The organism is Ruegeria sp. ANG10, assembly GCF_040705255.1.
Lineage (GTDB): Bacteria > Pseudomonadota > Alphaproteobacteria > Rhodobacterales > Rhodobacteraceae > Ruegeria.
The window spans coordinates 21,259-46,874 of the sequence record NZ_JBFCVU010000007.1; the positions used below are offsets into that span (position 1 = coordinate 21,259).

The following is a 25,616-nucleotide window of genomic DNA, read 5'->3' on the forward strand; positions in this document are numbered from 1 at the left end:
TTGTATCCTCCTTGTTTGTAGAGATGATTTTTTTTCGTTTTGATCTTGTTCAGATTAGGACGTCGCCGGGTTTCGGCTTACGCCTCATCAGGTTCGCCGCCGAAGATTGTTTGCAAATCCACAAGAAGCTTCTTGATGACGATCAGCAGAACAAAGAACCCGGCGAGTGGGATTGCAAATTTGATTGGGTAGATCGGAATCGGCACCGATGTCGGCGTCCACTGGTTGAGCATCAGTGAAAGCGAACCCGCTTCGTATCCTTTCCAGATCAGTGTAACCAGAAAGAGGATCGCGATGGGCGCGGTCAACACATCTAGGATCGCCTTCTTTCGCGTTGTCGCATTCGCGTAGAAAAGATCAAGCTTCACAAAGCTATCATGCTGCAGCGAATAGATACCACCCACACATGCCAAAAGCACCATTGCGGCCTGCAAGGTGGTGCCGATCCATTGCGATGGGTTGTTGAGCAGGTAACGCATGAAAACGTCGGAAACACCAAACGCCATGCAGTACAAAATCAGAAACCATCCGATCCAACCTGCGAATTCGGATATGGCCCCAGTAAGAGCTTCAAGTCCTCGCATCAGCACGCTTTGTCCTCCCCGTGAAAATGCCTATTCTGAACAAGGCGTTGCAATGACTTTGCAGACCCAGCTCTGTCTTCCCTAGAGGAATATGATGCGTTCCATGCGCGAGCAGGCGCAACCCCTCATTTCGCAGAAGGCTTGCATCGTCCTCCTCGGGTCAAGTTAAGATTATGCGGACCAATAAGCGAAAGGCACAGATCAGTGAAAATATGGGCACAGATCCATGCATGGCTTATCATATTGAAAATTCATAATATTTAACGATCACGGGCAAGAATCATGCGGATAATTTCAATGTCGATGGGAACAGTTAGCGCCCGACCGACGCATAGTGCCTCAAAGTATCGACCCGTCGGTGTTTCTTTGTCGCCCCGGTGGCTATAAAAGATCAGATTCACCAAAAAACAGGATGCTACGCTGATATTGCATCGTCGCGTGTCAATCTTTTCACGCAATATTTGGGATCAACTTCAAGTGATAGAATATTGCCAGAATATGATCTGGTGTCACAGCGTCTCAATGCGAGATCCATAATGACGGTCGCTCTACCTCAGCGTTGCCTCAGACATCTTTACCGCCGGTAAAATTGAATTCAGCCCCGGTACGAATTCCAGATGGCCATCGGGTTGTCATGGTCTTGAGCCGGGTGTTGAATCGAACCCCTTCCATGCCGTGGATGTGATGGTCGCCGAACAAGGACCGCTTCCACCCTCCGAAGGAATGATAAGCGACCGGAACAGGGATTGGCACGTTTACACCGACCATACCTATGCGCGCGCGCGCCCAGAAATCACGCGCAGCGTCGCCGTCGCGGGTGAAGATCGCCGTCCCGTTTCCATATTCATGATCGTTTATCAGACCAACTGCGTCTTCGTAACTGGCGGCTCGCAACACGGAGAGGACCGGCCCAAAGATTTCCTCTTTGTAGATGGACATATCAGGCGACACACGGTCAAACAGGCATCCGCCGATGAAATACCCGTCTTCGTATCCCTGTAACGAGATTTCGCGCCCGTCGACAACAAGCTCGGCACCCTTTTCAAGGCCCTGTTCAATATAGGCATGGATGCGGTCGTAACTTTGCTTGCTGATCACGGGACCAAGTTCTGAGGATGGGTCAGTAAATGGCGCAACTTTCAAAGCCCGCACCCTGGGTGCCAGTACGTCGATCAGGCGATCTGCTGTGTCTTCACCAACGGGCACAGCAACGGAAATGGCCATACATCGCTCACCCGCAGAGCCATAGGCCGACCCAATGAGCGCGTCCGAAACCTGCTCCATATCCGCATCCGGCATAACGACCAGATGATTTTTTGCGCCGCACAACGCCTGCACACGTTTCCCGTTCGCAGAGCCACGCGAGTATATGTAATGCCCAATTGCTGTTGAGCCGACGAAGCTGACCGCTTCGACCAATGGATGATCCAAAAGAGCGTCCACGGCCACTTTGTCCCCATTCACGACGTTGAAAACGCCCGGTGGCAATCCGGCCTGCGCCAGTAATTCCGCGATACGCATCACAACTGAGGGGTCTTTTTCGGAAGGCTTCAGCACGAAGGTATTTCCACAGGCAATGGCCACCGGATACATCCAAAGTGGCACCATGGCGGGAAAATTGAAGGGTGTTACACCTGCAACAACGCCCAAAGGCTGCCTGACGGAAAAACAATCTACGTTTGCTGCAACGGCCTCTGAATACTCGCCTTTAAGAAGTTGGGGAATCCCACACGCGAATTCGACAACTTCGATACCGCGCGCGATCTCACATTTTGCGTCAGGCAGTGTTTTTCCATGCTCTGACGACAGCAGTTCAGCCAGTTCATTGGTATGTTTTTTGAGAAGATCGCGAAACTCGAACATAACCATCGCGCGTTTTGCAGGCGGTTTTGCAGCCCAGCCCGGCGCCGCCTCGGCCGCTGTTTTAACGATGGTGTCTACATCTTCGACAGAGGCCAGCGTTGCTTTTCCGGTCACCGTCCCCGTGGCCGGGTTTACAATTTCAGAAATCCTGTTGCTCGCACCTGGCCAAAATTCGTTGGATACAAAGTGCCCCAGAATATTCATCTCTCACCTCGCTACATTCGACCTGACGGGCCTGTGGGCACGGTGAATCAACAATAAAAATAACTTGCTTTCGCATGGGCAAGTGACTCGATCAGACCAGCCCGATTGGCCTTGCCCATCAATAAAGGTAAGTTTGTCGGCCTCTTGGATAGACACAGATGAATTTAAGTGTGGGCACAGCTAGAGCGCATCAATGGCGCTGCGCAAGGTGCGAAGACCCTGTTCGATATTGCCTGCAGGAACAGCGGAAATGCCAAGCCTGAAGGTTATTTCCCCCTTTTTTTCATCAGAAAAACAGACGCTTGACGGCTCGATTATCACGCCCCTTTGACGTGCAGCTTCCGCGATTTGATAAGCGCTGTGCCCCTGGGTGCTGCGGAAGAAAAAGTTCGTGCTGCCATATTCGTATTGCAACTCGAAATCGGGAAACAACTCTTGGATGACCTGCGATGCGACGTGCCAGCGTTCGTTGAAAATCTGATGCATCTTTGCCCGGTGCGTCTCATGATGACCAAAACGCAGGAACAGAGATGCGGTGTGTTGAATGACGTGCGGCGGATGGCGGATCATCATTCCGCGCAAGGCACGCGCTTCTTGCACCAGAGATTCCTGAGCGACCAGATAACCCAGCCGCAGACCCGGAGCCAAGCTTTTTGAAAGGCTGCCAGTATAGATCACCCGCCCCTGAGAATGCCCACTATACAATGGAAGCAGACTGTTCTCATCAAAGTCCATATCCCCTTCATAATCGTCTTCGATAATCAGGAAATCTTCCTTCTTTGCCATTTCCAGTAGCTGACGTTTTCGGGTCTGCGACATAGACAGAACCGTTGGCATCTGACGATTTGGCGTCACGTAGACCAGATCGCATCCGGCCAGTCTTTCATCGACAATAAGACCCTCACTGTCGACGGGGATGAACCGGACCTCATCAAAGGTCTGCTCGAATATGTTACGCGCGTCCGCATATCCTGGATCCTCGATTGCAACGACGCGGCCAAAGCCACGCAGCAAAGCCGCCACGATATAGATGGCCTGTTGCGCGCCCATGGTTATCAGCACGTTTTCAGGTTTGGCGACGATGCCTCGATGCGGCAACAACCGGCTACAGATTTGTTCAACAAAGGTGTCGGAATCACGATACTGGTTGTCACCTGTCCAATTGCTGAGATCGCGCATGTTCAACGCCAGTCGAGAACACTCGCGCCATTCGGCCAAAGGAAATCTGTTCGAAGCAGCCTGGTTGCACACAAATGGGAACTGATAGTCCGGCCAATCCGCGGGCCGCGTGATACAGCCCGCTTGGGAAGGCAAACGCCTTCTGGTTATTCTTTCGACAATGTTCGGGAAATTCGCGTTGATCTCTTGATCTGCTTTGGTCTGTGTTCGATTCAGATTGAGTGAGACATAGTAGCCAGATTTTGGCTTCGAAATTATCGTACCTTCGTCAACAAGCCTGGAATATGCACCCAACACCGAGTTCACAGAGACCTTCAGATCCCGCGCAAGCGCTCTGCAAGACGGCAATTTCGTCCCGTTTTGCAGAACGCCGCTTGAAATCAAATAAGCCAATTCTGCGCGGATCTGATCGCGAATACCCAGTGCATCATCGCGGTCGATGTTCATCACATTGACCAGTTTTGACGCCGAACGCTGGGTCTCGGCAGCCTCTGGTTGACTATTGCAAGTGAGATTTTTGCTCATCATGAACTGGCCATTTGATAAAACACAGGACGCATGATCATCTCGATCCTGCATCCATGTTTCGGGGTCTACGCGAATTGTGTACGTATCCCGGAATAAAGAAAGTCTCTGGGCATTCCATTCTCAAAACCGACATCCGACAAAAGGCAGCGCCTTGTCGAAGCAGTGCGAAAGGACATTTGCATTGCGCTCGGGCTGAACAACGATGGGATCGCCCTGCTTGAAGTCTGAATTGCACCGGAGACTATAGATCGCCGTCGACAAAGAAGAACTTGAACGGCACAGAGACAGGTCGGCCAGTTCTTTCTCTTTGTAAACTGGCAATAGCCTGAGATTGCCTGGTTGCATAAACACCCCTTTGTCGCTTGTTGGCTCGGACTGTACCGCGATGGTCTCACCCTATCACCGACGGTGCAAGATTCGTTCACGTGAATATTCGCGGGTTAATATGGGGGTTTCCCCCATGTTTTGGGAAGAAAGGGTGCAGGACCTCATTCTGACTCTGTTGCGGCCCGGTTCAACTCATCAGGCAGCATCAGGGTGCAAAACTCAGAACTGCTGCCGAAGCCAAGAATTGAACGCTTCGACTTGTGGCCGAACAGCGGCGCGGTGATCTGTTCGGATCAGGTAGTGAGATTGCTCCAATGCTGCCGCTTCGCCAGCGATGCGAATGTTCTGCCCGGCCGCGATCGCCTGTGTCGCAAAACGCTCAATGACCACTGCACAGCCCAAACCAGCTGCAACCATTTCGATGGCGGCAGTTGAGGTGTCGGTCACCAACCGCGCACCAGGGCGCGTTGATTTCAGCGAAAAGGCAGACAGGTAGCGCGCCCAATGATCATCAAAACCCAGGATATGAATTGAGGGGTACTGCAATAAATCCTTGGGCCCTTTTATCCTGCCTTGGGACGCAGCATTGACAATCGGAACAATCGCTTCGTCCGAAAGCGGCTCCAGATTAGGGCCCGCATAGTCTTTGGAGGCCAAGACGATATCGACGTCGACCGGGTGTTGATCCGAGGCATCCTTCCAGATCGAGGTCATCAGTTTGACGCTGGTATCGGGATGAGCGTGCAGAAAGCCATCCAACCTCGGAGACAGCCACATGATAAAGGCCATCGAGGCGCGTATAGTGATCGTCGCCGCCGCATGGGGACCAAATAGGCCCGTCGTGGACATCTCAATCGTGCCCAGTGCTTCGCGGACAGGCAACAAATAAGCTTTGCCCACATCGGTCAATTGCAGACTTTTGGGGCGGCGCACGAACAGCTTATCGCCCAGCTGCGCCTCAAGGGCTTTGATATGCTGGCTTACGGCAGTCTGAGTCAGGCCGATTTCTTGGCTGGCGGATGTGAAGCTCAGCAATCGCGCTGCGGCTTCGAAACTCCGCAACCAGTTGAGGTTCAGATTGTGGCGCATCAGCTTTTCATAAATTTTTTATGTTCATGGGCGCATATTGTTTCGTTTTATCTGATCATGAGGGTCTTGCATAGTATCGGGGTATGTGACCGCACCGCTGACCGATTGAGCTTTCCTAAAGGAGACCATCATGACTGACACCAGCCAATCCAAACGGGATGTCGCTCTGGATTTTGTAGACCTCGACCGCTATCCAATTGCCGATTTGGACAATGGCCCGGGTGCGCAGTTCTTGGCCGAATGTCAGCACAGCATCAACACCAATGGCTGGTGCAATCTGGACAGCTTTCTGCATTCCGAGGCTTTGAAACATTTGAATGCAGAGGCAAACGCCCTGCTCCCGACAGCGGAGATTTTGCGCGTGAAGCGAAACATCTATCAGGGGGCGATTGACCCTTCGCTGCCCGACGATGATCCGCGCCGGAAAGAGTTCATTCATAGCGCCGCGCAGCTTGCAGATGATCAGATACCGGCAGAGTCGGGCCTCAAGCAGCTGTACCAGTCGGAAATTTTGACCGAGTTTGTACGGCGGGTGCAGATGAAAGACCAACTGTATCGATGCGTGGATGAGTTTCAGGCGCTCAACGTCGTCGCCCTGCAACCCGGAAGCGGACATGCCTGGCACTATGATACAACTGAATGCACCGTGACGCTGTTGTTGCAGGCCGCCGAAAAAGGTGGCGAGTTCACCTTTATTCCGAATTCCCGGACAGACGAGGATGAGGACCGAGAGGCGGTGGACCGCTTGTTGGATGGGGACTTGTCCCATGCCCAGACCTTCGTGCGCGGGGCGGGAACGCTGACGTTGTTCCGTGGCGGGTACTCGTTACATGGTGTGACCAAGGTTGAAGGTGACCGCCCCCGTATCACGGCCACGATGACTTATGACGAACAGCCCGACCGCGAAATCGGGGATGAGATCAACATTCGCATTTACGGCAAGCGGGTGGAAAACATACTGGCCAGCCGCAAGGCCGAAACCGCGAGCTAAAGATCGAAAAGTATGAAAACCGCACTTCTGGTGATTGATGTTCAGATGGCCCTGGCGCACGAGGATGCGTTGGGCACGGAACGATCATGTCCTGAGGCAGAAAGCAATATTACCCGGCTGCTGGATAAGTTTCGCGGTGACGGCAGTACGGTCGTCCATATTCACCATCATGGTACGGATCCTGATGACCCGTTTCACCCTGACGCCCCGGGTTGTGCAGTTCAACCGTTCGCGGCCCCTGCCACCGATGAGCCTATCGTCGTCAAGACCGGCAGCAGCGGTTTTGCGGGAACACCATTGCAGGCAATTCTGCAAGACGCTGGTGTCGAGCGTGTTATCCTGTGCGGCGCGACCGCCAATCATTGTGTAGAATCGACCACGCGAAGTGCAGCTGATCTTGGCTTTCAGCCAACCTATGCGGCCGATGCTGTTTGGACATATGGGCTTACCGGCCCGGACGGAAAATCCCACAGTGCCGCTCAAGTTCATTCGGTCAGCATGGCAACGCTTGACGGTGAAATCGCGGATGTGAAATCTACAAAAGACATTCTAGCCCAGTAACACTGGCGGTCATAAAGAGCGCCGCGTGGATCAATGATAAGCCATTGATCAGAAGGGTGATTTTTTACCACTTTTATCCTTCGTTTCTGTCGCGAAAGAAATAACAGACTGATCCAAAACGTCCGCCGATAAGTTACCCAGTCAACCAGCGCCCTGATCAGAAACAAACAGATCTGATCGGGCTACGCGTCTTGGCGGCTCAGTAGATGACGTTGAGCATCAACAGGGAAACAACCAGGAATAGAATTGTCATAACCCCACCCGAACGCACAAAATCCATAACTTTGTAGCCTGCAGGGCCCATAATCAGGGCGTTGACCTGATGGGTCGGAATGATGAAGCTGTTCGAGGTTGAGATAGCTACGGTCAGTGCAAAGACAGCGGGGTTGCCACCGGCCGCCACCGCAATCGAAATGGCAAGCGGCACAAGCAAGACAGTGGCCCCGACATTTGACATGACCAACGAAAAGGCCGTGGCCAATATCGCGACACCAGCCTGTAGCGCCCAAATCGGCCAGCCGTTCAGAATGATCATGATTTGCTGCGCAATCCATGCCGCCGTTCCAGTATTTTGCACCGCCTGCCCCAACGGTATGAGACATGCCAACAGAAATACGGTGTTCCATCCGACGGCGCGATAAGCCTCATCCACACTCAATACACGCGTGAGCATCATTCCCGCGGCGCCAGTCAGCAGGCACAGCGACAAACGAACGTCGGTGAACAATATTAGCGACAGGGAAATTGCGAAAAAAGCCAAGGCCCAACCAACCTTCTGCGGCCGCAATTCATCCTGCGGGAAATCCGTTGTTACAACGACAAAATCAGGGTCCCGCTTAATGCGCATTAAGTTGTCCCACCGGGTATGCGCAACAAGCATGTCACCTGCGTGAAATTCCTCGAGCCCGATCTGTGTGGATTCGTGCGTGTCGGTTTCAACATGGCTAAGCGTTTCTTCGCCGCGATGAATTGCAAGCAACGACATGCCGTATGTTTTGCGAAACAAAAGCTCACGCGGGCATTTTCCGATCAGTTTGCTATCGGGCGTCACAACGACTTCGGCTATGCCAGCATTGGTTGGTGCAAATTCTTCAACGAAGATATCCAGTTCCGGCAGAACGGTCAGACCGAATTTCAGTGCAAATTGTTCTACATCCCAGCGGTTTCCGATGATGGCCAACCTGCAAGGCGCTGCAATTTCAGCAGTCAAAACCTGAACCATCGACGTTTTGCCACGATAGAACGTAGAGATTATGTACAGGTGCTCTTCGTGGTTGATATCAGCCAGAATGCGCCCCACCAGCGGACTATCCTCGGGCACGATCACCTCGAAAACATCTGCCTGCAGCCCGTACACCCGCTGCAAATACTCCTGCGTCCCCTGCCCTGTGCCGGTACTGTCAGATCCGGTATCACCCGGTAATACCCATCGTCCAAGCAGCAGAAAATACCCGATCCCGGTTAGGATCAGGACCGCTCCGATCGGTGTAACCGAGAATAGACCAAATGGTTCAATCTGCTGGTCAGCAGGCAGCCCCTTGTTTGCAGTGAGGACCAGATCGTTAAGCAAAATCAGCGGTGATGAGCCCACCATTGTCATCGTGCCGCCCAAAATGGCGCAAAACCCCATGGGCATCAGCAGGCGGGACAGAGGGATTCCGGACCTTGAGGAAATCCGGCTGACAACGGGCAGGAACAATGCGGCCGCCCCGACATTCTGCATGAAGGATGAAATAACGCCGACCGTGCCCGAAACAATTGGCAGCACCCGGTTCTCGGCGGTGCCGCCATATTTCAAAATGACCGCCGCAACTTTGTTCATGATGCCGGTTTTATCCAGACCCGCCCCCACGATCATAACCGCTATGATGGATATCACCGCGTTGGACGCAAATCCGTCGAACAGTTGCGAAACATTGGCAAGGTTCTCAAGCCCCGGAGCATAGCTAAGAAGGCCGACCAGAACCAAAACCAGTATCGCAGAAAGGTCTATTCTGACAACTTCCGATACGAAAAGGAAAACGGTGAAGGCTAACAAAGCGCACACCACTCCCATCTCAAACGTGAAGGCTACGTGTTCCACTATATTCACCGAGACATTGTCAATTTTGCTTTAAATTGAACAACTAAACTATCAAGCTCGCGCTGTCATGATGTTTCAGTAATTGCCAGAAAAACGAAACAAAATTTCAAGACGGGCGGCCAGAAAACAGAGTGACGGGCGCCTCACGCCCCCGAACATAGCAACGAAACTCTACTTATCATCCATGAACGCAACGCCCGTCCAGTCACCCAGCGGAGGGTCTGCCAGCAACGATTTTGCTCGCTTGATCATCGAAACGGACGCAGGGTCGCCACCGCGCATACTATCTGCGGTTTCAAAGGACGTGACCGCCTCGGACATGCGCCTGGCCCGGTAATGGGCAAGACCTGTTTCATAAGCCTCGATCCACGGTGGCGTCTCAGCGACACTGTCAGCCATGGCAATCAGTTCGAAAACAACCAATTCTCCGGACCGGCCAGCAATTTCAAGCGTATCCAGTTCCCGGACGATGATCGCATCACCTGCTTCTCGGCGAGTATCGGGTCCAATAAGGATGGCGCTGCCATAGGCCTTGTTGGCCACCTCCAGACGGCTTGCTACGTTCACGACGTCCCCGATTGCCGTGTAGTTCAGCCGCTGTTCCGATCCGATATTCCCAACCAGAGCTTCACCACTGTTCAGACCGACCCTGACGCGCAACGAGTCGTCGGAATCGTTTCGCAAGCCAGCGCTTTCGACAACTTCAACCAGTTCAAGCGCAGCACGGCAGGCATCTTCAGCGTGGTCGAGGTTTTCTCTCGGGGCACCCCAGAACGCCATTACCGCGTCCCCGATGAACTTATCGATTGTTCCGTGATGCCGTTCAATGGTCGATGACGCAGCGCTAAAGAACGGTGCCATCAACTCGACAATCTTCGGGCCATGCTTTTCGGTCAGGCCGGTGAAACCCGACACATCACAAAACAGCACAGATATCGTTTTTGTTTCCCCTCCGGGCTGCGTCTTGATACCCGCCGCCACCAGCATTCTCACAAGGTCAGTCGGCACATACTTTCGAAACGCCGACAGACCCGCCGCCATGTTCGCCGTCGCAGCGGACAGATTATTGAGTTCTTTCAGGCGCGAGGGACGCCGCGAGACCTGTTCGACATCAAAACGCTCAATCCGGCTGAGGTCTTCGGCAACGCGCGACAAGGGGTTTGCCACAACCTTGCGCATCAACCAAATGGCAAGACCAGTCGCCACGACCACCACACCAAGCAGCGCATAGATCAGATTGACAAGCGTCCGGTCGATACCCGACAGGAAGGCTGCCTCCGGTATGACCGTCGCCACGCGCCAGCCGTAAAATCCAAGCGGGGTCAGTGCCACGGCATAGGGCACGTCGTCATACACCACACGGGTCGTCAAACTGCCGGCGACATTCGGACCAGAGGTCGCCAAAAGGGTTTCCCCGGACATCTTGGCAACCTCATACAGCTCACCCTCACCCATCCGCGCCGGGGTGACCTCATCCGCCTCCGGGTCAGGCACGGCGATCACCTTGCCATCCGCGCTTAAAATATAGGCCGCGCCGAACTCACCTGGCCGCAAAGATCCCAGAAAGCGCGACAGGCGATCCGTTTCGATGGCCACTGTCAACACGCCTTGGCGTCTGCGGTTCACGTCGATTGCCCCGGCAAAGGCATACACCGTCTTGTCACTACCCGGCAGATCGCGCACCTCGATCCAGTCCGGCGTATCGCGATCGATGAAGTTGCCGTACCAGGCGTGATCACGCGGATCGTATTGGGTTGGCGAAAACGAGCGGTCTTCGAATTGGATGTCCCCGGGAATAAATATGTAGCGGTCCTTGCGCAGGCTCCGATCCCGGATCTCGTCGTTGATTTCGATCATCTCCAGCCCGCTGTCACCTAAACGGTGGGCGGCGAAGAAATCTCCGTCAGGCCAACCGAAGGTAATCCACGATATGTTGGGCTGCGCCTGCAATTGCGACAGGAACACAAACTCTCGCTTGTCGGCTTGCTGTGTCTGAATCACATTCTGGACAAAGATTGTCCGGACCGCGGCCCAGGCCGCTTCGGCGGACCTTAGGGTCAATCCCACTTCGATCCGAACAGTGTTGGCGATTTGACTGTTGATTTCGGCCGCCAACATCCGGCTGTTTTCCCGCGCGGTCGTCCACCACAGCGAATGCACCACAAAAGTCGACGCGCCGATTGAAAGCGCGACAAGTATTGATACGGCAATTCCTACGCTGACTCGCACTTGTGGTCCAAAACGGCTGTTGGTGGCTTAAACCTGGGGTTGATCGGCCAAATGTTAGTGGAAGATTAGAGGGTGCAATTTCTTGTTTCCAGATAGTTTCAAGGATCATGCCGATTAGTTTACCCGGTGTTGAACACAGCAAGTGAATGTCTGGTCACGCCGTGGGACCCACGGGTCATCCACCACAAGCGCGTGATTGCGGGAATGGGGGGGTTGGCACGCCTAGCCCCCGTGTGTAACAGGGCGCATCCCGGTCGCAGCCTACCCGGGTAACAAAACAAGGGTTCAAAATATGAAAACGATCGTAATCTGCTCGGGCGGGCTGGATTCGGTGTCGCTGGCGCATATGGTTGCCCGCGATCACCAGCTGACGGGCTTGATTTCCTTTGACTACGGACAGCGCCACCGGAAAGAGCTGGACTATGCCGCGTTGTGCGCGCAGCGATTGAGTGTCCCCCATGATATCATCGACTTGCGCCCGGTCGGAGCCGTTCTGACCGGATCGGCGCTGACTGATGATGTAGATGTCCCAGACGGGCATTATGCCGAAGACAGCATGCGCGTAACCGTGGTTCCCAACCGGAACGCCATCATGCTGACCGTGGCGTTTGGCGCGGCGGCAGCGCGCGGGGCCGATGCGGTGGCCACGGCGGTGCATGGCGGCGATCACTTTATCTATCCCGATTGCCGGCCGGAATTCACGCAAGCCTTTGAGACCATGCAGAAGCACGCGCTGGACGGTTACGCCGATGTGTCCCTGTTCACCCCGTTTGTCCATCGCAGCAAGGCCGATATTGTCACCGAAGGTGCGCGGTGTGACACGCCCTTTGCGCAGACCTGGTCTTGTTACAAAGGCGGCGAACACCATTGCGGCCGCTGCGGCACCTGTGTCGAGCGGCGCGAGGCGTTTCACCTGGCCAATGTCGAAGACCCAACCACTTATGAGGACCCGGAATTCTGGGTCGCGGCAACGGCACAAAAGGAAATCGCCTGATGTACCGGATCACCAAGGAATTCCACTTTTCCGCCTCGCATCAACTGACCCACCTGCCCGACGATCATCAATGCGCCCGCATGCATGGGCACAACTATATCATCGAGGTCGAGTTGGCCGCATCCGACCTGAACGCCGACGGGTTTGTGCGGGATTACGGCGAGCTTAAGCCGCTCAAGACTTATATTGACGAGACGTTCGACCACCGGCATCTGAACGACGTGATGAACATCCTGACCACAGCGGAAAACATGGCGCGTCATTTCTATGACTGGTGTGTCGCGCGCTGGCCGGAAACAGCGGCCGTCCGGGTCAGCGAAACGCCAAAAACCTGGGCCGAGTACCGCCCATGACCCGTCTGCGCATTGCCGAGATTTTCGGCCCCACGATTCAGGGCGAAGGCGCGCTGATCGGGGAACCCACCGTGTTTGTACGCACTGGCGGCTGCGATTATCGGTGCAGCTGGTGTGACAGCATGCACGCGGTCGACACAGCCTTTCGCCATGAGTGGGCGGCTATGTCCACGGATGCGGTTTGGGAACGAGTGCGAACCTTGTCGGGCGGGCGGCCCCTAACCGTTTCGCTGTCTGGTGGGAACCCTGCCATTCAAGACTTTGGTCCCCTGATCGCGCAGGGCCAGGCAAAAGGGTATCGGTTTGCCTGCGAAACCCAGGGTTCAATTGCGAAACCCTGGTTCGGCGATCTGGATACGTTGGTTCTGAGCCCGAAACCGCCGTCAAGCGGCGAAACCGTGGATTGGAACGCGTTTGCGGCCTGCCTCGACGCGGCCCAAACCGGCCCGAAGATGGTGATGAAAATCGTGATCTTTGATGAGGTTGACTATGACTGGGCCCGCACGGTGGCGGACCGCCATCCGGCACTGCCCCTTTATCTGCAACCGGGCAACGCTGAGGTCGATCCCGATCTGCCCGTCGATCCGCAATCCCTGTCGGACAGATTGTTGTGGCTGGTAGAGAAGGTAACCGCCGATGGCTGGTTTTCACCTCGGGTTCTGCCGCAGCTGCACGTCTTGCTATGGGGCAACAAACGCGGGGTCTGACCCCGAAAAGGAGCATACAATGGAAACCATTTACAGCGATCTGACCCAATTGGGCGGGAAAACAGAACTGCCCAGCTCACCCGAAGCGGCCGAGCTGGAGCGGGTCCAGAACCCGCAGGCCGATATCGACTATTGCGTGCGGTTTACCGCGCCCGAATTCACCTCGCTCTGCCCGATGACGGGGCAGCCTGATTTTGCACATCTGGTGATTGACTATGTGCCGGGAGATTGGCTGGTAGAATCGAAATCCCTGAAACTGTTTCTTGGCTCCTTCCGGAACCATGGCGCGTTTCACGAGGATTGCACCGTCTCCATCGCCCGCCGTCTGGTCGAATTCTTGTCGCCCCGATGGTTGCGGATCGGTGGGTATTGGTATCCACGCGGCGGCATCCCGATCGACGTGTTCTGGCAAACCGGCTCCACACCCGAACATGTCTGGATACCCGATCAGGGCGTCCCCCCCTATCGCGGACGCGGTTAGGACCAAATGAAACGTTGAGGGCGGTGGGTGGATGGGCCAAGACAAATGGCACGCCCACCCTGCGCCAACTGCTCCCTCACCAGTCCAGCCGCTCGTGGGTTTCAGTTCCGATTTGGGTGACATCAGGAACATTCTGGATCGAGACAGGTTCGGCCAGCACATCCGATTGCGAAATCCCCGATGCCTCGGCCTCACCCGAACCGTCACGTTCCGGCAAATCATCCCATGCCATATCAGCATGCCTTGATGCTTCGGTTTGGTCACCTTCAGGTAAAATCATGTCAGGGCCGGGACCTTCAGAACCCAGAGCATTGTCTGCTTCACCAACCGCTATCATGAATTCACTGCTGGACGTCACAGATGCACCGTTGAATGCAGTGTCGTAAACGACAATCTCACCGTTTATCGCACCTTCGAATCCGGGCGGAGGTGAAATCTCCAATGCATCGGTATTCCACCCTGAAAGATCGACGGGACCGCCATCTGTGACGTGGGCATTATCACCGCTGGTCAGAATTGTGTTGGGTGGCAGACCCTCGATGGCGACAGTTGCACCTACGCTGGCGGCTTCAAGTGCAACCCCCACATCCAACGTCCCATTCACATCAACTGCAACATCCTGATCGGCCTGTACCGTCTGACGCCCCTCAACATCCGGGCCTTCCCATTCAAGTTTCAACCCCGCACGACCGTAATTTTCAAAGTATCGTACTTCGATATCATGCGTGCCGGGTTCCAGTTCAATCTGACCCGAGTCGCCACGATACCCGTGATTGCCGTCGTCTTTAACGACTTCCTGTCCGTTGACATAGACAACCACACCATCATCCGCCGATGTGAAAAATGTGTACTGGCCGCCTTCTTCAACCGTGACTTGCCCCTGTATCCGGGCTGCAAATGTATCCTTGCTGCCCCCTTCCCAAAAGGAATCCCGGCTGTTCGCATAGTCGATTTCCGCAGTGTGTTCCTGATGGTCAGGATTGGCATCCCAGTTCACGTCATCCAATTTTCCAACGCGATGATCCACATCTATATAGTCGGCACGGAATCCCTTGGTCAGACCAGCAGTTGGCGCGGTGATCTGCGCCTCGGCCACATTTACTGCGATAGGTTGGCTGATCTTGGCGCCACCGTCCTGGGTCATGGTAAGAGTTGCGTTGATTTCCCCTGCGAAGTCATGCGGCGGCGTGATTGACAGCATCTCTGATTCTAACCCGGTGATGTCGACGTTGCCGTCACCATCCGCCTGCACGCTCTGGCCGCTTGCTTCGACGATGGTGCCCGGGGGCAAACCTTTCAAAGCTAGGCTCATGGTCTCACTCAACTCGACCTCTGGATGAGCAACGTTCATTGCAATAGGCATGCCGGAAACGGTTTGCGCGGCCGAAATGTCGGGGGCCGTGACAAGTTCCAGCCCGTTTGTGCCCGGACCCTCCCATTCCAGTTTCAGGCCAGCATGGCCGTAATTTTCGAAATAGCGCACTTCGATATGGTGCGTACCGGGGTCCAGATGCACCTCACCAGATTTGGTCTGATAGGCATGCAGCCCGTCATTTGCGACCACGACCTCTCCATTGATAATCAACTGCGCCCCGTCGTCGCCGCCCAGGTCGAAACGGTATATGCCGCCTTCATCCACTTGTACCGAGCCGGTGATTTCAACGCCGAACGTGTCCCTGGACCCACCTTCCCAAAACGAATCCCGGCCGTTTTCATAGTTGACCTGCGAAATCAGTTCCTGATGGGTGGGTTCTGCGGTCCAATCAATATCATCCAATGACGCCAGCCGCTGATCTACGTCGAAATACTGCGCTTGAAACCCGGTCGAGACTGACAGGTCATGGGTATCAGCCACCTCAACGGAAAACGTTTCTGATGTGCTGAGCCCACCTGCATCCGTTACAGTGACCGAGACGTCGACTGTGCTAGCGTCTTCAAAATCAAGCGCTGCGGTTTCTTTCAGGCGCAAGACGCCGTCGACGGCTTCAAAACGGTTATCTGAGACTTCGATACGGTGATTGTCGCCAATATCCGGGTCCTCGAAACTCAACTGCCCGACAATCGCCCCGCTTACATTTTCGGCGATTGTACTCGGCGCAGCGGTCAACGTGACATTGTCCACCAGCGCCCCGTAAGAGTCATTTTCATCGGCAGCTTCACGCAGTTCCAACCGATCTTCACCGGTGCCCACGACCTGCATCTCAAAGGTGGTCCAATCCGTACTGTAGGGGTTCAGCTCACCGACCAGAGTGTCGTTCCAATAAACCTCGACCGTGTCGGTGCCGTTGGCCAGCCGTTCGCGCAGATCAAGGCCAAGGTCATAGACCTGTCCTTTGCTGGTTTGGATTGTCTGACTGAAACTGTCGACGCCGCGGCCCGCGTCCATTTCCAGATGCTGCTCTCCGTCCGAGGCATGCGTGTTTCCCAGATTATCCCAGATCTCCATGCCATTATCGGTTTCCCACGCGCCGGATTCATCATCGCGGAAGATGTTCCATCGCCCGGGATCGACATCAAAACTCTCAAAACTGCCGTTGTGGATAAGATTTCCAGACTCAGTACTCAGGATCAGACTTGATGGCATCTCGTTCCGGTCCGAAACATCGATAGCAAATTCTTCGGTATGCGCGGTTCCCGCTGCATCCGTGACGGTCACCTGAACATCAATCTGCGGCTCGGATTCGTGATCCAGCGCAACACCGTCCTTCAGTTTCAGTTCGCCATCCACAACCTCGAACCGGTCATCCGAGACGGTATAGCTGTGGTGGTCGCTGACATCCTGATCGTGGGCCGACAAGGTGCCGACCACGGCACCGTCCACGTTTTCGGCAACGGCTTGGTCAGACAGCTCCATACCAGTGACGGCATCGTTTATGTCGGTGACCTCGATGGTGAAATCTTCGGTATAAACGGCCCCCGCAGCATCCGTGACAGTTACCTGAACATCGATCTGTTGTTCGGTCTCGTGATCCAGATCAACACCGTCTTTCAGTTTCAACTCGCCATCCACAACCTCGAACCGGTCGTCCGAGACGGTATAGTTGTGGCTGTCCTCTGCATCCTGATCGTGGGCCGACAAGGTGCCCACAACAGCACCATCCACGTTTTCCGAAACCGCGACAGAGGTCAGAGCGATACTTTCCGGCGCGTGGTTCGATTGCGGCGTTTCTTCAGCTTTTTGCCTGGCCTCGTCTGCGCTAAAATTTTCCGACTGCCGTGCCGATTGCACAGGGCTACCAGAGACCTCGGCAGGTTCCGCAATAGTACTGATTTCTTTCTGGTTCAGGTGAAGGATTTCGTTGTCAGCCTGACGCAGTACTGTCGAGAAATTCTGACGCGTTTCGACACTGGCCACCTCTGCTGCAATCGGGCCCGACACTTCGGTTGAAACGCCAATAACTTCGCCGCCGACTTCAGGGCTAGCTTCAACCGGCAACGCAGCGCTTTCTTCTTTTGCGTGTATATGCACCCCCTCCGTGGTGGCCCTGGCAACGGCACTGCCCTTTTTTTGATCACCGGTGTGAAGCGTGCTGCGGCTTTGATCTTCGGGGGTGACTTGTGCCCCTTTCGACAACTCGGACGCTAAATCTTCCTTATCGCGCTGCTCCTTTGCCAGGCTCAGGCTCGGCCCATTTTTGTCAAGCTCAGCCATTACAAACCCCGTTTTCAATACCTGAGAGTCGGAGCGTAGCGATCAAAAGTTAAACCAGCCTTTCCATATTCCAGCGCATTTGATTCAACTTCTCTCGTCTCGAACCCGGTAAGTTTATGAAAATGAAAGAAGTTCTGACGTCTGTTCAACAAGAGTCACTGAACGGGGCAGACATGGAAGAACAGGATTTCAAGGGACGCGACAGCACCCTTGCGACAAAAGTGCCTATTCTGGCTGCATCACTGGCACTGAATACAGTGGCGTTGATCATGCCGGTCGTTATTTTGCTGATCTTTGACCGTGTCATCCCTTTTCAGTCAACCGAAACATTGACGATGCTGACGCTGCTTCTGCTGACAAGCGTCACAATCGAAATGATCCTGCGCTGGAGCCGTTCAACATTGTTGAACGTCACGTCTGAGCGGGCAGCAGTATCAAATTATCACCGCTTTGCCAGCCGAGTGCTGCGCGCTGATGTGACCGCGTTTTCACGTCACCCGGCATCCACCTATCTGGATCGCTTTGCAGCCATAGCCCAGCTGCGCGATCATCATGCCGGACAGAACCACGCCTTGCTGATCGACCTGCCATTTACCCTGGTTTTAGCCGCTATGGTGGCATTGATCGGAGGATGGCTGGTGTTGGTTCCCGTGGTCGGGCTGGTGGCGGTCCTGGTCTTCTCACTGGTCATGAAAAGGGCGCAATGGTCCCTGTTTGACAGGCGCAAGTCACTGGACAACCGCCGATACGCCTTTTTGTCCGAAGTGCTTTCAAGCAGCCAGACCATTAAAGCCAACAGGATGGAACGTCAGATGACGCGCCGCTTTGAGCTTTTAGAGGATCAAACGGTTGAAATCAGTCATCGCTTGATTCGGTTTTCCGGCCTTGCGCAGAACTTCGGTGCAATTTTCGGGCAGGTCTCAGTGGCCGCGATGGGTCTGCTTGGCGCTTTTCTGGTAATTCAACAGCAGATCGGGATCGCCGAGATGGCCGCCTGTATGTTGCTGAACGGCCGCATCGTGCAACCATTGACCAAGTTGATGACCTTGTGGGTGCAGTCCGAAAATGTGGCGTTTTCCTGGGGCAAACTGCGCGAGATTGATGCTCTGAAGACCACTCCGCCTATTCCCAAAAACGCCGCTCCAATCAAAGGCAGGATTACCTTGCGCAACCTTAGACTCAGGCGCGACAGCGCAGAAGCTGAAGATGTGATGGTGAAGGCTCTGACACTAGCGCCTGGTCAGATCGCGTTGGTCGATGGCGCGGCGCGCTGGAAAGTGCAGGCATTTTATGACGCGGTGGCCGGACTGCGGATGCCGACTGCCGGTGAGGTGATGATCGACGGAATACCGGCGCACTCCCTCGTGTCTTGGCGCGGGCCAAATGCCATCGTCATGTTGGAGACCGATCCGGCCATCTTGTCCGGAACCCTGTTGGAAAACCTCAGTGCCTTTGGCGACGAAGATCAGATCACTCGGGCGAAACAACTTGCCGCGCGGTTAGGTCTGGAACAACGGATCAATCGCCTTCCGATGGGCTACAATACCATGATGGGTTTGGGCCGTGTGTTTGAGGACGATCCCGTCAACCGCCAACTGATCGCATTGGTCCGCGTACTGGCGCTGCAACCGCAAGTGTTGATCATGAGCGAACCAACTTCGGTTCTGGACACGGCTGAGCGTGAGGCTTTGTCAGACTGTCTTTCCAGTCTTAATTCGCGACCGACGATCCTTATGGACAGCCCCGATCCACGCATGGCGCGTCTTGCGGACGTGACCTGCCAGCTGACGCACCTGACAGGAGATGAGGTTGCAGATTGGAAAGCAGACGCATGTGACGAGCAGTTTGCCAACCGGCAAAGAAAGGACGTGGCATGAGCATGGTCAACACTCAGGATGCCGCGTCCTTGTTGAAGCATCTTTTGCTGGTCGGCGGCTGGCAAAACAATGCAGACGCGATCGCCGAGGCATTTCCCCATCTCTCCGAAACGCTTGATGCCGCTGACCTGCTCCGGACGCTTGAAAACCTGGAAGTGCCCCATGTGCATACAACCTGTCTTGAGAGCGACATAACCCAAGAAGAATGTCCTGCTTTGGTAGTTCTGACGCGCGGGGGGAGTTACGTGGTGCTTGGCCGCGAAGGAGATGTGCTACGGATTGCGGATCTGAACACCGGCAATCGGACACGATTTAACGTGCGGTCTATGCCCTGCACGGTGATCCGCATTGAAAAATACAACTATCAGCCTTCCCAGCGAGAACTCAGAACTGTCGGAGGGGCTTTCAAGGTATTACGCCAAATGGTCCCCGGCCTATTGCTGGCGGCATTTCTGACCAATCTGCTGGGGCTGCTGGCACCGCTTTTGATCATGGCGATCTATGACCGTGTGATTCCGTCCGGTTCGACTGATCTGCTGATGTCGCTGGCCATTGGGGTGACCATTCTGTCGATGTCGGATTTTCTGTTTCGCTACGTCCGCACAAAAGCATTGGCCCATGTTGGCCAGAACGGAGAGCGTATGCTGGCCATTGATCTGTTTGCAAAACTGATGAGCTTGCCGCTGTCGCAACTGCAAAAATCCAGCGTAAACCAGCAAATAGCGCGGTTTCGCCATTTTGAATCCTTGCGAGAGCTGTTTACCGGCCAGATGGTAACCACCCTGATTGACCTGCCGTTTGCGGTTATGTTCTTGGCTGTATTGGCGTATCTAGTCCCCTCCGTTGGGCTTTTGACACTTGGGCTTGCGGTTTTGCTGTTGGGTATCGGGTTTCTCGCCCTGCCCTTCCAACAGCGGTTGGATCACGCGGCAGGTGAAGCCGCCAGAGCAAGCACCATGGTCATTCAGGATGCGGTCGAACATCAGCGCGCATTGACCAACTTGGGAATGCAGGAGCAATGGTTGCGCCGCAGCATGCCACTGGCCGAAGTGGCCGAGGCCGCAACAGCCCGCGCGCGTCAGTTGCGCAACCTGGTGCAATCCCTGTCGCAAACCATTGTCACCCTTGGGTCTGTAGGCGCCATCGTCCTCAGCGCCCATGGCGCGGTTGCGGGCAGCATGAGCTTTGGTGCCTTGATTGCCTCAATTGCGCTTGTGTCGAAAGTTCTGGCCCCGCTCCAGGCCTTTCAGTCTTCGCTCGGCCAGCTTGTCGGCTACCGCAATAGCCAGAAACAAGCGGATCAGGTTCTGGCTCTGACGCAAGAGCTTGAGCTGGGTCAGGGCCGGTCGCACCAAAAAACTCTGCGCGGCGCAATTTCGTTTCAAGGGGTCAGCTATCGACCCGACCCGCTGAACCCAGCGCTGCTGACAGCAACCGGATTCAGCTGCGCACCCGGAGAATTGGTCGTCATCATGAGCCGGGACATAGCCAGCCGAACGGCAATTCTGGACCTGATCAGCGGGCTTGCGACGCCGCTGGCCGGTGTGATCGAACATGATGGTATAGACATCCGTCAGATCGCGCGTGATGAGCTGCGAAAATCGGTGACATATGCAACCTATGACCCACGCCTGTTCCACGGGACCGTGAAACAGAACTTCCGTCTGGCCGCCCCTACGCTGGATGACGACGACATCCGCGCGGCATTGGACAGCATTGGAATTCGAAGTGAAATTGATGCCCTGCCCGAAGGCTGTGACACACGCCTGAATATTCAGCTTATGTCCAATCTTTCTGGTGAACTTCTCAAATCACTTACCTTGGCACGCAGCATGGCGCGGCGTTCCTCTGTATATCTGTTCTCGGAACCGACCAACGGATTGTCGCAGGCACGCCGCACCCGGTTCAAGACATGGCTGGACAGCCAACGAGGCAACAAAACCGTTTTGATAGCCACCGCCGACCGTTCGCTCATGCAGATGGCGGATCGGCTGATTTATCTGAACGGGGATCGTGTCGTCATCGATGACACCGGGCCTGCAGCCGTCAAGAAGGTGCAGGCAGTTTTGAAAGCAACAGGAGCCTGAACAATGCGCATTTCCTTTAAAACGCGGCAGAAAAGGGGTCCAATTGCAAAGGTCAAACACAAGGAAAAGACCCGTCAGACGCGATTTGCGGCGCTGAATGCCATTGTCTTTTCTGGCATGGTGGCTGCTTTGGTTATTTTGGCCAGTCTTACCGAGGTGCCCCAGGTCACGCGTGCCCCCGGTACCATTGTGCCAGTGGGTGACTATACGCAGATCGAAGTAATGGAAGGCGGCATTGTCGAGCGCGTATTTGTTCAAGACGGTGATCGGGTAAAGGCAGGCGATGTGCTGGTCGAATTGCGCCACCCAGATCTCAGCAAGGAACAGCAAAAACTGCACGAACAACTCGCGACGCTGGACCGCAAACTGTCGCAGGCCCGTACCGTTTTGGAAACTCTGTCTAACGGCGGCGCGGTCTCCAAGGCTCAGCTGGTATCGCTGCGCAGCCGAAATATGCACCGTGCGGCGGCTACACTGGAAATCCACGCCGAAAGCCAGCGTGTGAAACAGCAGACAATCCTGCAGCAACAAGAGACACTCGAAATCCTCAAGGCCTCGCAGAAATTCACCTTGGAACGGGTTGAGCGCAAAAAACTCGAACTGGATCGCGCACGCCGTCTGCATGGGCAGGGGCTGACGACCTCGCGTGATCTCGCGAGGGATGCCGACCAGCTGGATGCCCTGCGCACTGCGGCATCAGACGGAGAAGTCCGCCTAGCCCAGGCGCGCAACGCTTTGACGCTTGCTCAGGCGGGTATTTCCGAGCAGACACTGACCCTGCGGCAAGAGATGCTGAACCAGATCGAAGACCTGACCGACATGCGCAGCGAGCTGCTGGTGTCACTGAACATCGTGGATCGCAAGCTGCAAGAGCTTCGTATCACGGCCCCCAACATGGGGATCGTACAATCCGTTGCTTTCCCAAACTCGGGTGAAGTCATCGCACCCGGTGAGACGATTTTCGAGTTGCTACCCTCGCAGCTTGACCTGATGGTCGAGGCCCGCATACCAAATGGCGAGATCGGGCATATCGGAACAGAGCAGCCCGTAAACCTGACCGTCGATACCTACGATGTACGGCGTTTTGGCAAAGTGCATGGTAAGATCGCCGCGGTGTCTCCGGTGCCGCTTGTCGACGAGATGACAGGCGAAACCTATTTCCGGGCGTCGATACAATTGGCCGGAAAATCCGTCGGCAGCGGCGCGTATGAACGTCCTCTTCAGGCTGGGATGACCGTGGTGGCAGAGATGACAACGGGCGAGAATACTCTGCTCGCCTATATGCTGAAGCCTGTACATCAGACCGTGAACAACGCCTTTGACGAACGCTGATGGCCGTCAGGTCAGGCGCGCATATTGGCTCCATTGGCGTCGTAAATTGGCGCACCCAAGACTGTGGCGTCATAGAACGCGCCAAGAATTTCCACCTGCAGGATTGTTCCCGGCGCGGCATGGTCCGCTAAAACATATCCCATCGCCATCGACGCCCCGACCCGATGCGCAAAACCACCGGACGAGACATACCCGACGGCAGTGCCATCCTTCAGGACCGCCTCATCATTCGACACATCTATTGCGTCGACGTCGATCGTCATGGTCACAAGCTTCTGTTTGATGCCTTCCGCTCGGGCCGCCTCGGTCGCCGTCTTGCCGACAAACTCCTTGTTCCAATTGATGAAGACGTCCATGCCGCTTTCGACTGCATTGAAATCCGGGCGGAATTCAAGCGTCCAGACACCCCACCCTTTCTCCAGCCGCATCGACATCAACGCGCGGGCCCCATACCAGCGATAGCCCAGATCAGCCCCGGCCTCTTCGATGGCTTCGGCCAGACGCAGCAGGTATTGTGGCTTGCAGTAAATCTCATAGCCCAGCTCGCCGCTGAATGAGATACGGTTCAGGATCACCGGTACCCCAGCGACAAAGGTCTGACGAAGATCGCGGAACTTGAAGGCCTCAGCCGAGACATCCTCTCGCGTCAGCCGCGCCAACAACTCGCGGGATTTGGGACCAGACAATGCGACGCCGTGCCAGTCATCTGACACGTTGGCATAGCTCACACCATCCGGCAGGTCCTTTTCGAACCAGCGACGGTGCGCCTCTTGCATGGCGCCCGATCCAAACAGGATAAAGTGATCGTCGGCCAGGCAGGCCACGGTCAAATCACCATAGAGCTTACCTTTGGGCGTCAACATCGGTGTCAGCGTCAGGCGCCCCGGTTTGGGTACATACCCGGCCAGCACGTAATCCAGATAGGCCCGCGCACCCGCGCCTTTGAACTCGTGCTTGGCAAAGTTGGCAATCTCGATCCCACCAACAGCCTCTTGCACCGCTTTCACCTCACGCGCGACATAGTCGTGACTGCGGTTACGCTCAAACGTCGGATCTTCATGCGCGTCCTCAGGACCATCGGCAAACCACAACGCGTTTTCCAGCCCAAAGCCCTGCCCCATCCGCGCGCCTTTTGCGACCAGCCGATCATACAGCGCGGTGGTTTTCTGCATCCGTCCCTTGGGCAGCGTTTCGTTCGGAAACGTCATCACGAAACGGCGTTCGTAGTTCTCCGAGGATTTGATCGTGCCCCAGTCTGGCGTCGCAAACTCACCGAACCGCGCCACATCCATGGCCCAGACGTCGATCGAGGGCTCTCCGTCGATCATCCATTCAGCCATGGTCAGGCCCACGCCGCCGCCTTGACAAAAGCCCGCCATGACGCCCACAGCGACCCAATAGTTCTTCATCCCTGGCACCGGGCCGATCATCGGGTTGCCATCGGGGCCAAAGGTGAAAGGCCCGTTTATCATGTCCTTGATCCCGGCCTCACCAATGGTAGGAATGCGTTCAAACGACATCTGCAAACGGTCGGCGATACGGTCAAGATCGGGTTGCAGCAGTTCATGCCCGAAATCCCACGGCGTGCCGTTTACCTTCCATGGGGTCGATTTCGGCTCATACGTGCCCAGCAGCATTCCCTGCCGTTCCTGCCGGAAATAGATGTTGGCCTCATAGTCGATCCCGGCGGGCAGACGCCCCGCCTCTCCCATGATCTCCATCCGCTCGGCGATCTGAGGGATTTTCTCGGTGATCAGGTAATGATGTTCCATCGGCTGCACCGGCAGGTGAATACCAGACATATGCCCGACCTCACGCGCCCACAGCCCACCGCAATTCACCACGTGCTCGGCATTGATCTGACCTTTGGGCGTGGTCAAATCCCACGATCCGTCGGGGCGCTGCGACATCGCAGTGACACCGCAATGGGTAAAATACTGCGCGCCATGAACGCGCGCAGATTTGGCAAAGGCATAGGTCGCGCCCGACGGGTCCAGATCACCGTCCTGATCATCCCACAGTGCTGCATAGTAGTGTTTCGGATCGACCAGCGGGTGCCGTTCGGCCAACTCGGTCGGAGAAATGAACTCCTGATGCAGGCCCATATAGCGCGCCTTGGACCGCTCGCGTTTCAGATAGTCGTACCACTCCTTGGTCGAGGCCGCGTAGAACCCTCCAGTGATATGCAATCCAACCGAATGGCCCGAGGTCTCCTCGATCTCTTTATACAGATCAATGGTATAGCTTTGCAGACGGCTGATATTCGGGTCCGAGCTGATCGTGTGAATCTGCCCCGCCGCATGCCAGCTCGAACCCGAGGTCAGCTCATCTCGTTCCAGAAGCACCACGTCCTTCCAGCCGAATTTGGCCAGATGAAACAGGATCGAGCAGCCAACGACACCGCCACCAATTACAACGACCTTGGCGTGGGACGGCAGCGGTTTGCCGGTGACTGTTTCGTCTTTTTGAATCTCGGGCATACGTGTTTTCCTTGG

The 25,616-nt window shown here is 55.3% G+C and carries 17 protein-coding genes and 1 pseudogene; 9 read left to right on the forward strand and 9 right to left on the reverse strand.

Features of this window, described 5'->3' with window-relative positions; all coding sequences use genetic code 11:
* Positions 1-77: 77 nt before the first annotated feature.
* The 5 genes and pseudogenes from AB1A64_RS14940 to AB1A64_RS14960 all read right to left on the reverse strand — a co-directional run bounded on the left by AB1A64_RS14940 (position 78) and on the right by AB1A64_RS14960 (position 5,774).
* On the reverse strand, positions 78-584 hold the full coding sequence (locus AB1A64_RS14940) for a TRAP transporter small permease subunit (protein ID WP_170351235.1): 507 nt from the start codon (positions 582-584) through the stop codon (positions 78-80).
* Positions 585-1,148: 564 nt separating this feature from the next.
* Complete coding sequence (locus AB1A64_RS14945) at positions 1,149-2,651, reverse strand: CoA-acylating methylmalonate-semialdehyde dehydrogenase (protein WP_366552136.1); 1,503 nt, start codon at positions 2,649-2,651, stop codon at positions 1,149-1,151.
* Positions 2,652-2,831: 180 nt separating this feature from the next.
* A complete protein-coding gene (locus AB1A64_RS14950) occupies positions 2,832-3,830 on the reverse strand; it encodes a PLP-dependent aminotransferase family protein (protein WP_366552298.1) in 999 nt (332 codons plus the stop codon).
* A 237-nt stretch (positions 3,831-4,067) separates the two neighbouring features.
* Positions 4,068-4,409, reverse strand: a pseudogene (locus AB1A64_RS14955) (GntR family transcriptional regulator); the annotation flags it as partial.
* A 495-nt stretch (positions 4,410-4,904) separates the two neighbouring features.
* Positions 4,905-5,774, reverse strand: coding sequence for a LysR family transcriptional regulator (locus AB1A64_RS14960; RefSeq protein WP_366552137.1), 870 nt, complete (start codon positions 5,772-5,774; stop codon positions 4,905-4,907).
* Positions 5,775-5,904: 130 nt separating this feature from the next.
* On the opposite strand from AB1A64_RS14960, the gene AB1A64_RS14965 reads away from it, so the two are divergent.
* Complete coding sequence (locus AB1A64_RS14965; protein WP_366552138.1) at positions 5,905-6,765, forward strand: hypothetical protein; 861 nt, start codon at positions 5,905-5,907, stop codon at positions 6,763-6,765.
* A 12-nt stretch (positions 6,766-6,777) separates the two neighbouring features.
* The gene (locus AB1A64_RS14970; RefSeq protein WP_366552139.1) at positions 6,778-7,326 is read left to right on the forward strand and encodes an isochorismatase family protein; all 549 of its coding nucleotides are present in this window, start codon (positions 6,778-6,780) and stop codon (positions 7,324-7,326) included.
* Between the two features lie 199 nt (positions 7,327-7,525).
* Here the strand turns inward: AB1A64_RS14970 and AB1A64_RS14975 are convergent, their stop codons facing one another.
* Both AB1A64_RS14975 and AB1A64_RS14980 read right to left on the reverse strand, forming a co-directional pair.
* Positions 7,526-9,382, reverse strand: coding sequence for an SLC13 family permease (locus AB1A64_RS14975; protein WP_366552299.1), 1,857 nt, complete (start codon positions 9,380-9,382; stop codon positions 7,526-7,528).
* 198 nt (positions 9,383-9,580) lie between these two features.
* Positions 9,581-11,638: an adenylate/guanylate cyclase domain-containing protein gene (locus AB1A64_RS14980; protein ID WP_366552140.1), complete on the reverse strand. Its 2,058-nt coding sequence runs from the start codon at positions 11,636-11,638 to the stop codon at positions 9,581-9,583.
* A 292-nt stretch (positions 11,639-11,930) separates the two neighbouring features.
* On the opposite strand from AB1A64_RS14980, the gene queC reads away from it, so the two are divergent.
* Genes queC through queF form a run of 4 tightly spaced genes read left to right on the forward strand, consistent with a single transcriptional unit; the run spans position 11,931 to position 14,173 of the window.
* Entirely contained in the window at positions 11,931-12,632 is a 702-nt protein-coding gene (queC, locus tag AB1A64_RS14985; RefSeq protein WP_366552141.1) for a 7-cyano-7-deazaguanine synthase QueC, read from the forward strand.
* On the forward strand, positions 12,632-12,985 hold the full coding sequence (gene queD / locus AB1A64_RS14990; RefSeq protein ID WP_366552142.1) for a 6-carboxytetrahydropterin synthase QueD: 354 nt from the start codon (positions 12,632-12,634) through the stop codon (positions 12,983-12,985). The genes queC and queD overlap by 1 nt, the downstream gene beginning before the upstream one ends.
* On the forward strand, positions 12,982-13,692 hold the full coding sequence (gene queE, locus AB1A64_RS14995; RefSeq protein WP_366552143.1) for a 7-carboxy-7-deazaguanine synthase QueE: 711 nt from the start codon (positions 12,982-12,984) through the stop codon (positions 13,690-13,692). The genes queD and queE overlap by 4 nt, the downstream gene beginning before the upstream one ends.
* Before the next feature lie 19 nt (positions 13,693-13,711).
* Complete coding sequence (gene queF / locus AB1A64_RS15000) at positions 13,712-14,173, forward strand: preQ(1) synthase (RefSeq protein WP_366552144.1); 462 nt, start codon at positions 13,712-13,714, stop codon at positions 14,171-14,173.
* 76 nt (positions 14,174-14,249) lie between these two features.
* On the opposite strand, the gene AB1A64_RS15005 is transcribed toward queF, so the two are convergent.
* Positions 14,250-17,825 (reverse strand): PA14 domain-containing protein, encoded by a 3,576-nt coding sequence (locus AB1A64_RS15005; RefSeq protein WP_366552145.1) that lies wholly within the window; start codon positions 17,823-17,825, stop codon positions 14,250-14,252.
* Between the two features lie 116 nt (positions 17,826-17,941).
* On the opposite strand from AB1A64_RS15005, the gene AB1A64_RS15010 reads away from it, so the two are divergent.
* Genes AB1A64_RS15010 through AB1A64_RS15020 form a run of 3 tightly spaced genes read left to right on the forward strand, consistent with a single transcriptional unit; the run spans position 17,942 to position 23,121 of the window.
* A complete protein-coding gene (locus AB1A64_RS15010) occupies positions 17,942-19,702 on the forward strand; it encodes an ABC transporter transmembrane domain-containing protein (RefSeq protein ID WP_366552146.1) in 1,761 nt (586 codons plus the stop codon).
* Positions 19,699-21,789, forward strand: coding sequence for an ABC transporter transmembrane domain-containing protein (locus tag AB1A64_RS15015; protein ID WP_366552147.1), 2,091 nt, complete (start codon positions 19,699-19,701; stop codon positions 21,787-21,789). Before AB1A64_RS15010 ends, AB1A64_RS15015 begins: the two co-directional genes overlap by 4 nt.
* Positions 21,790-21,792: 3 nt before the next feature.
* Positions 21,793-23,121 carry an HlyD family type I secretion periplasmic adaptor subunit gene (locus AB1A64_RS15020; RefSeq protein WP_366552148.1) on the forward strand — a complete coding sequence of 443 codons (1,329 nt, stop codon included), beginning with the start codon at positions 21,793-21,795 and terminating at the stop codon, positions 23,119-23,121.
* An 11-nt stretch (positions 23,122-23,132) separates the two neighbouring features.
* Here the strand turns inward: AB1A64_RS15020 and AB1A64_RS15025 are convergent, their stop codons facing one another.
* Entirely contained in the window at positions 23,133-25,601 is a 2,469-nt protein-coding gene (locus tag AB1A64_RS15025; RefSeq protein WP_366552149.1) for an FAD-dependent oxidoreductase, read from the reverse strand.
* Between the last annotated feature and the right edge of the window lie 15 nt (positions 25,602-25,616).

What these genes read in the sequence shown, in the direction of transcription:
- AB1A64_RS14960 (WP_366552137.1), bottom strand. Translation starts at nt 5,774, where the DNA reads ATGCGCCACAATCTGAACCTCAACTGGTTGCGGAGTTTCGAAGCCGCA.
- queE (WP_366552143.1), top strand. Translation starts at nt 12,982, where the DNA reads ATGACCCGTCTGCGCATTGCCGAGATTTTCGGCCCCACGATTCAGGGC.
- AB1A64_RS14950 (WP_366552298.1), bottom strand. Translation starts at nt 3,830, where the DNA reads ATGCGCGATCTCAGCAATTGGACAGGTGACAACCAGTATCGTGATTCC.
- AB1A64_RS15015 (WP_366552147.1), top strand. Translation starts at nt 19,699, where the DNA reads ATGAGCATGGTCAACACTCAGGATGCCGCGTCCTTGTTGAAGCATCTT.
- AB1A64_RS15025 (WP_366552149.1), bottom strand. Translation starts at nt 25,601, where the DNA reads ATGCCCGAGATTCAAAAAGACGAAACAGTCACCGGCAAACCGCTGCCG.
- queF (WP_366552144.1), top strand. Translation starts at nt 13,712, where the DNA reads ATGGAAACCATTTACAGCGATCTGACCCAATTGGGCGGGAAAACAGAA.
- AB1A64_RS15005 (WP_366552145.1), bottom strand. Translation starts at nt 17,825, where the DNA reads ATGGCTGAGCTTGACAAAAATGGGCCGAGCCTGAGCCTGGCAAAGGAG.
- AB1A64_RS14975 (WP_366552299.1), bottom strand. Translation starts at nt 9,382, where the DNA reads ATGGGAGTGGTGTGCGCTTTGTTAGCCTTCACCGTTTTCCTTTTCGTA.
- queD (WP_366552142.1), top strand. Translation starts at nt 12,632, where the DNA reads ATGTACCGGATCACCAAGGAATTCCACTTTTCCGCCTCGCATCAACTG.
- AB1A64_RS14945 (WP_366552136.1), bottom strand. Translation starts at nt 2,651, where the DNA reads ATGAATATTCTGGGGCACTTTGTATCCAACGAATTTTGGCCAGGTGCG.
- AB1A64_RS14940 (WP_170351235.1), bottom strand. Translation starts at nt 584, where the DNA reads ATGCGAGGACTTGAAGCTCTTACTGGGGCCATATCCGAATTCGCAGGT.
- AB1A64_RS15020 (WP_366552148.1), top strand. Translation starts at nt 21,793, where the DNA reads ATGCGCATTTCCTTTAAAACGCGGCAGAAAAGGGGTCCAATTGCAAAG.
- AB1A64_RS15010 (WP_366552146.1), top strand. Translation starts at nt 17,942, where the DNA reads ATGAAAATGAAAGAAGTTCTGACGTCTGTTCAACAAGAGTCACTGAAC.
- AB1A64_RS14970 (WP_366552139.1), top strand. Translation starts at nt 6,778, where the DNA reads ATGAAAACCGCACTTCTGGTGATTGATGTTCAGATGGCCCTGGCGCAC.
- queC (WP_366552141.1), top strand. Translation starts at nt 11,931, where the DNA reads ATGAAAACGATCGTAATCTGCTCGGGCGGGCTGGATTCGGTGTCGCTG.
- AB1A64_RS14965 (WP_366552138.1), top strand. Translation starts at nt 5,905, where the DNA reads ATGACTGACACCAGCCAATCCAAACGGGATGTCGCTCTGGATTTTGTA.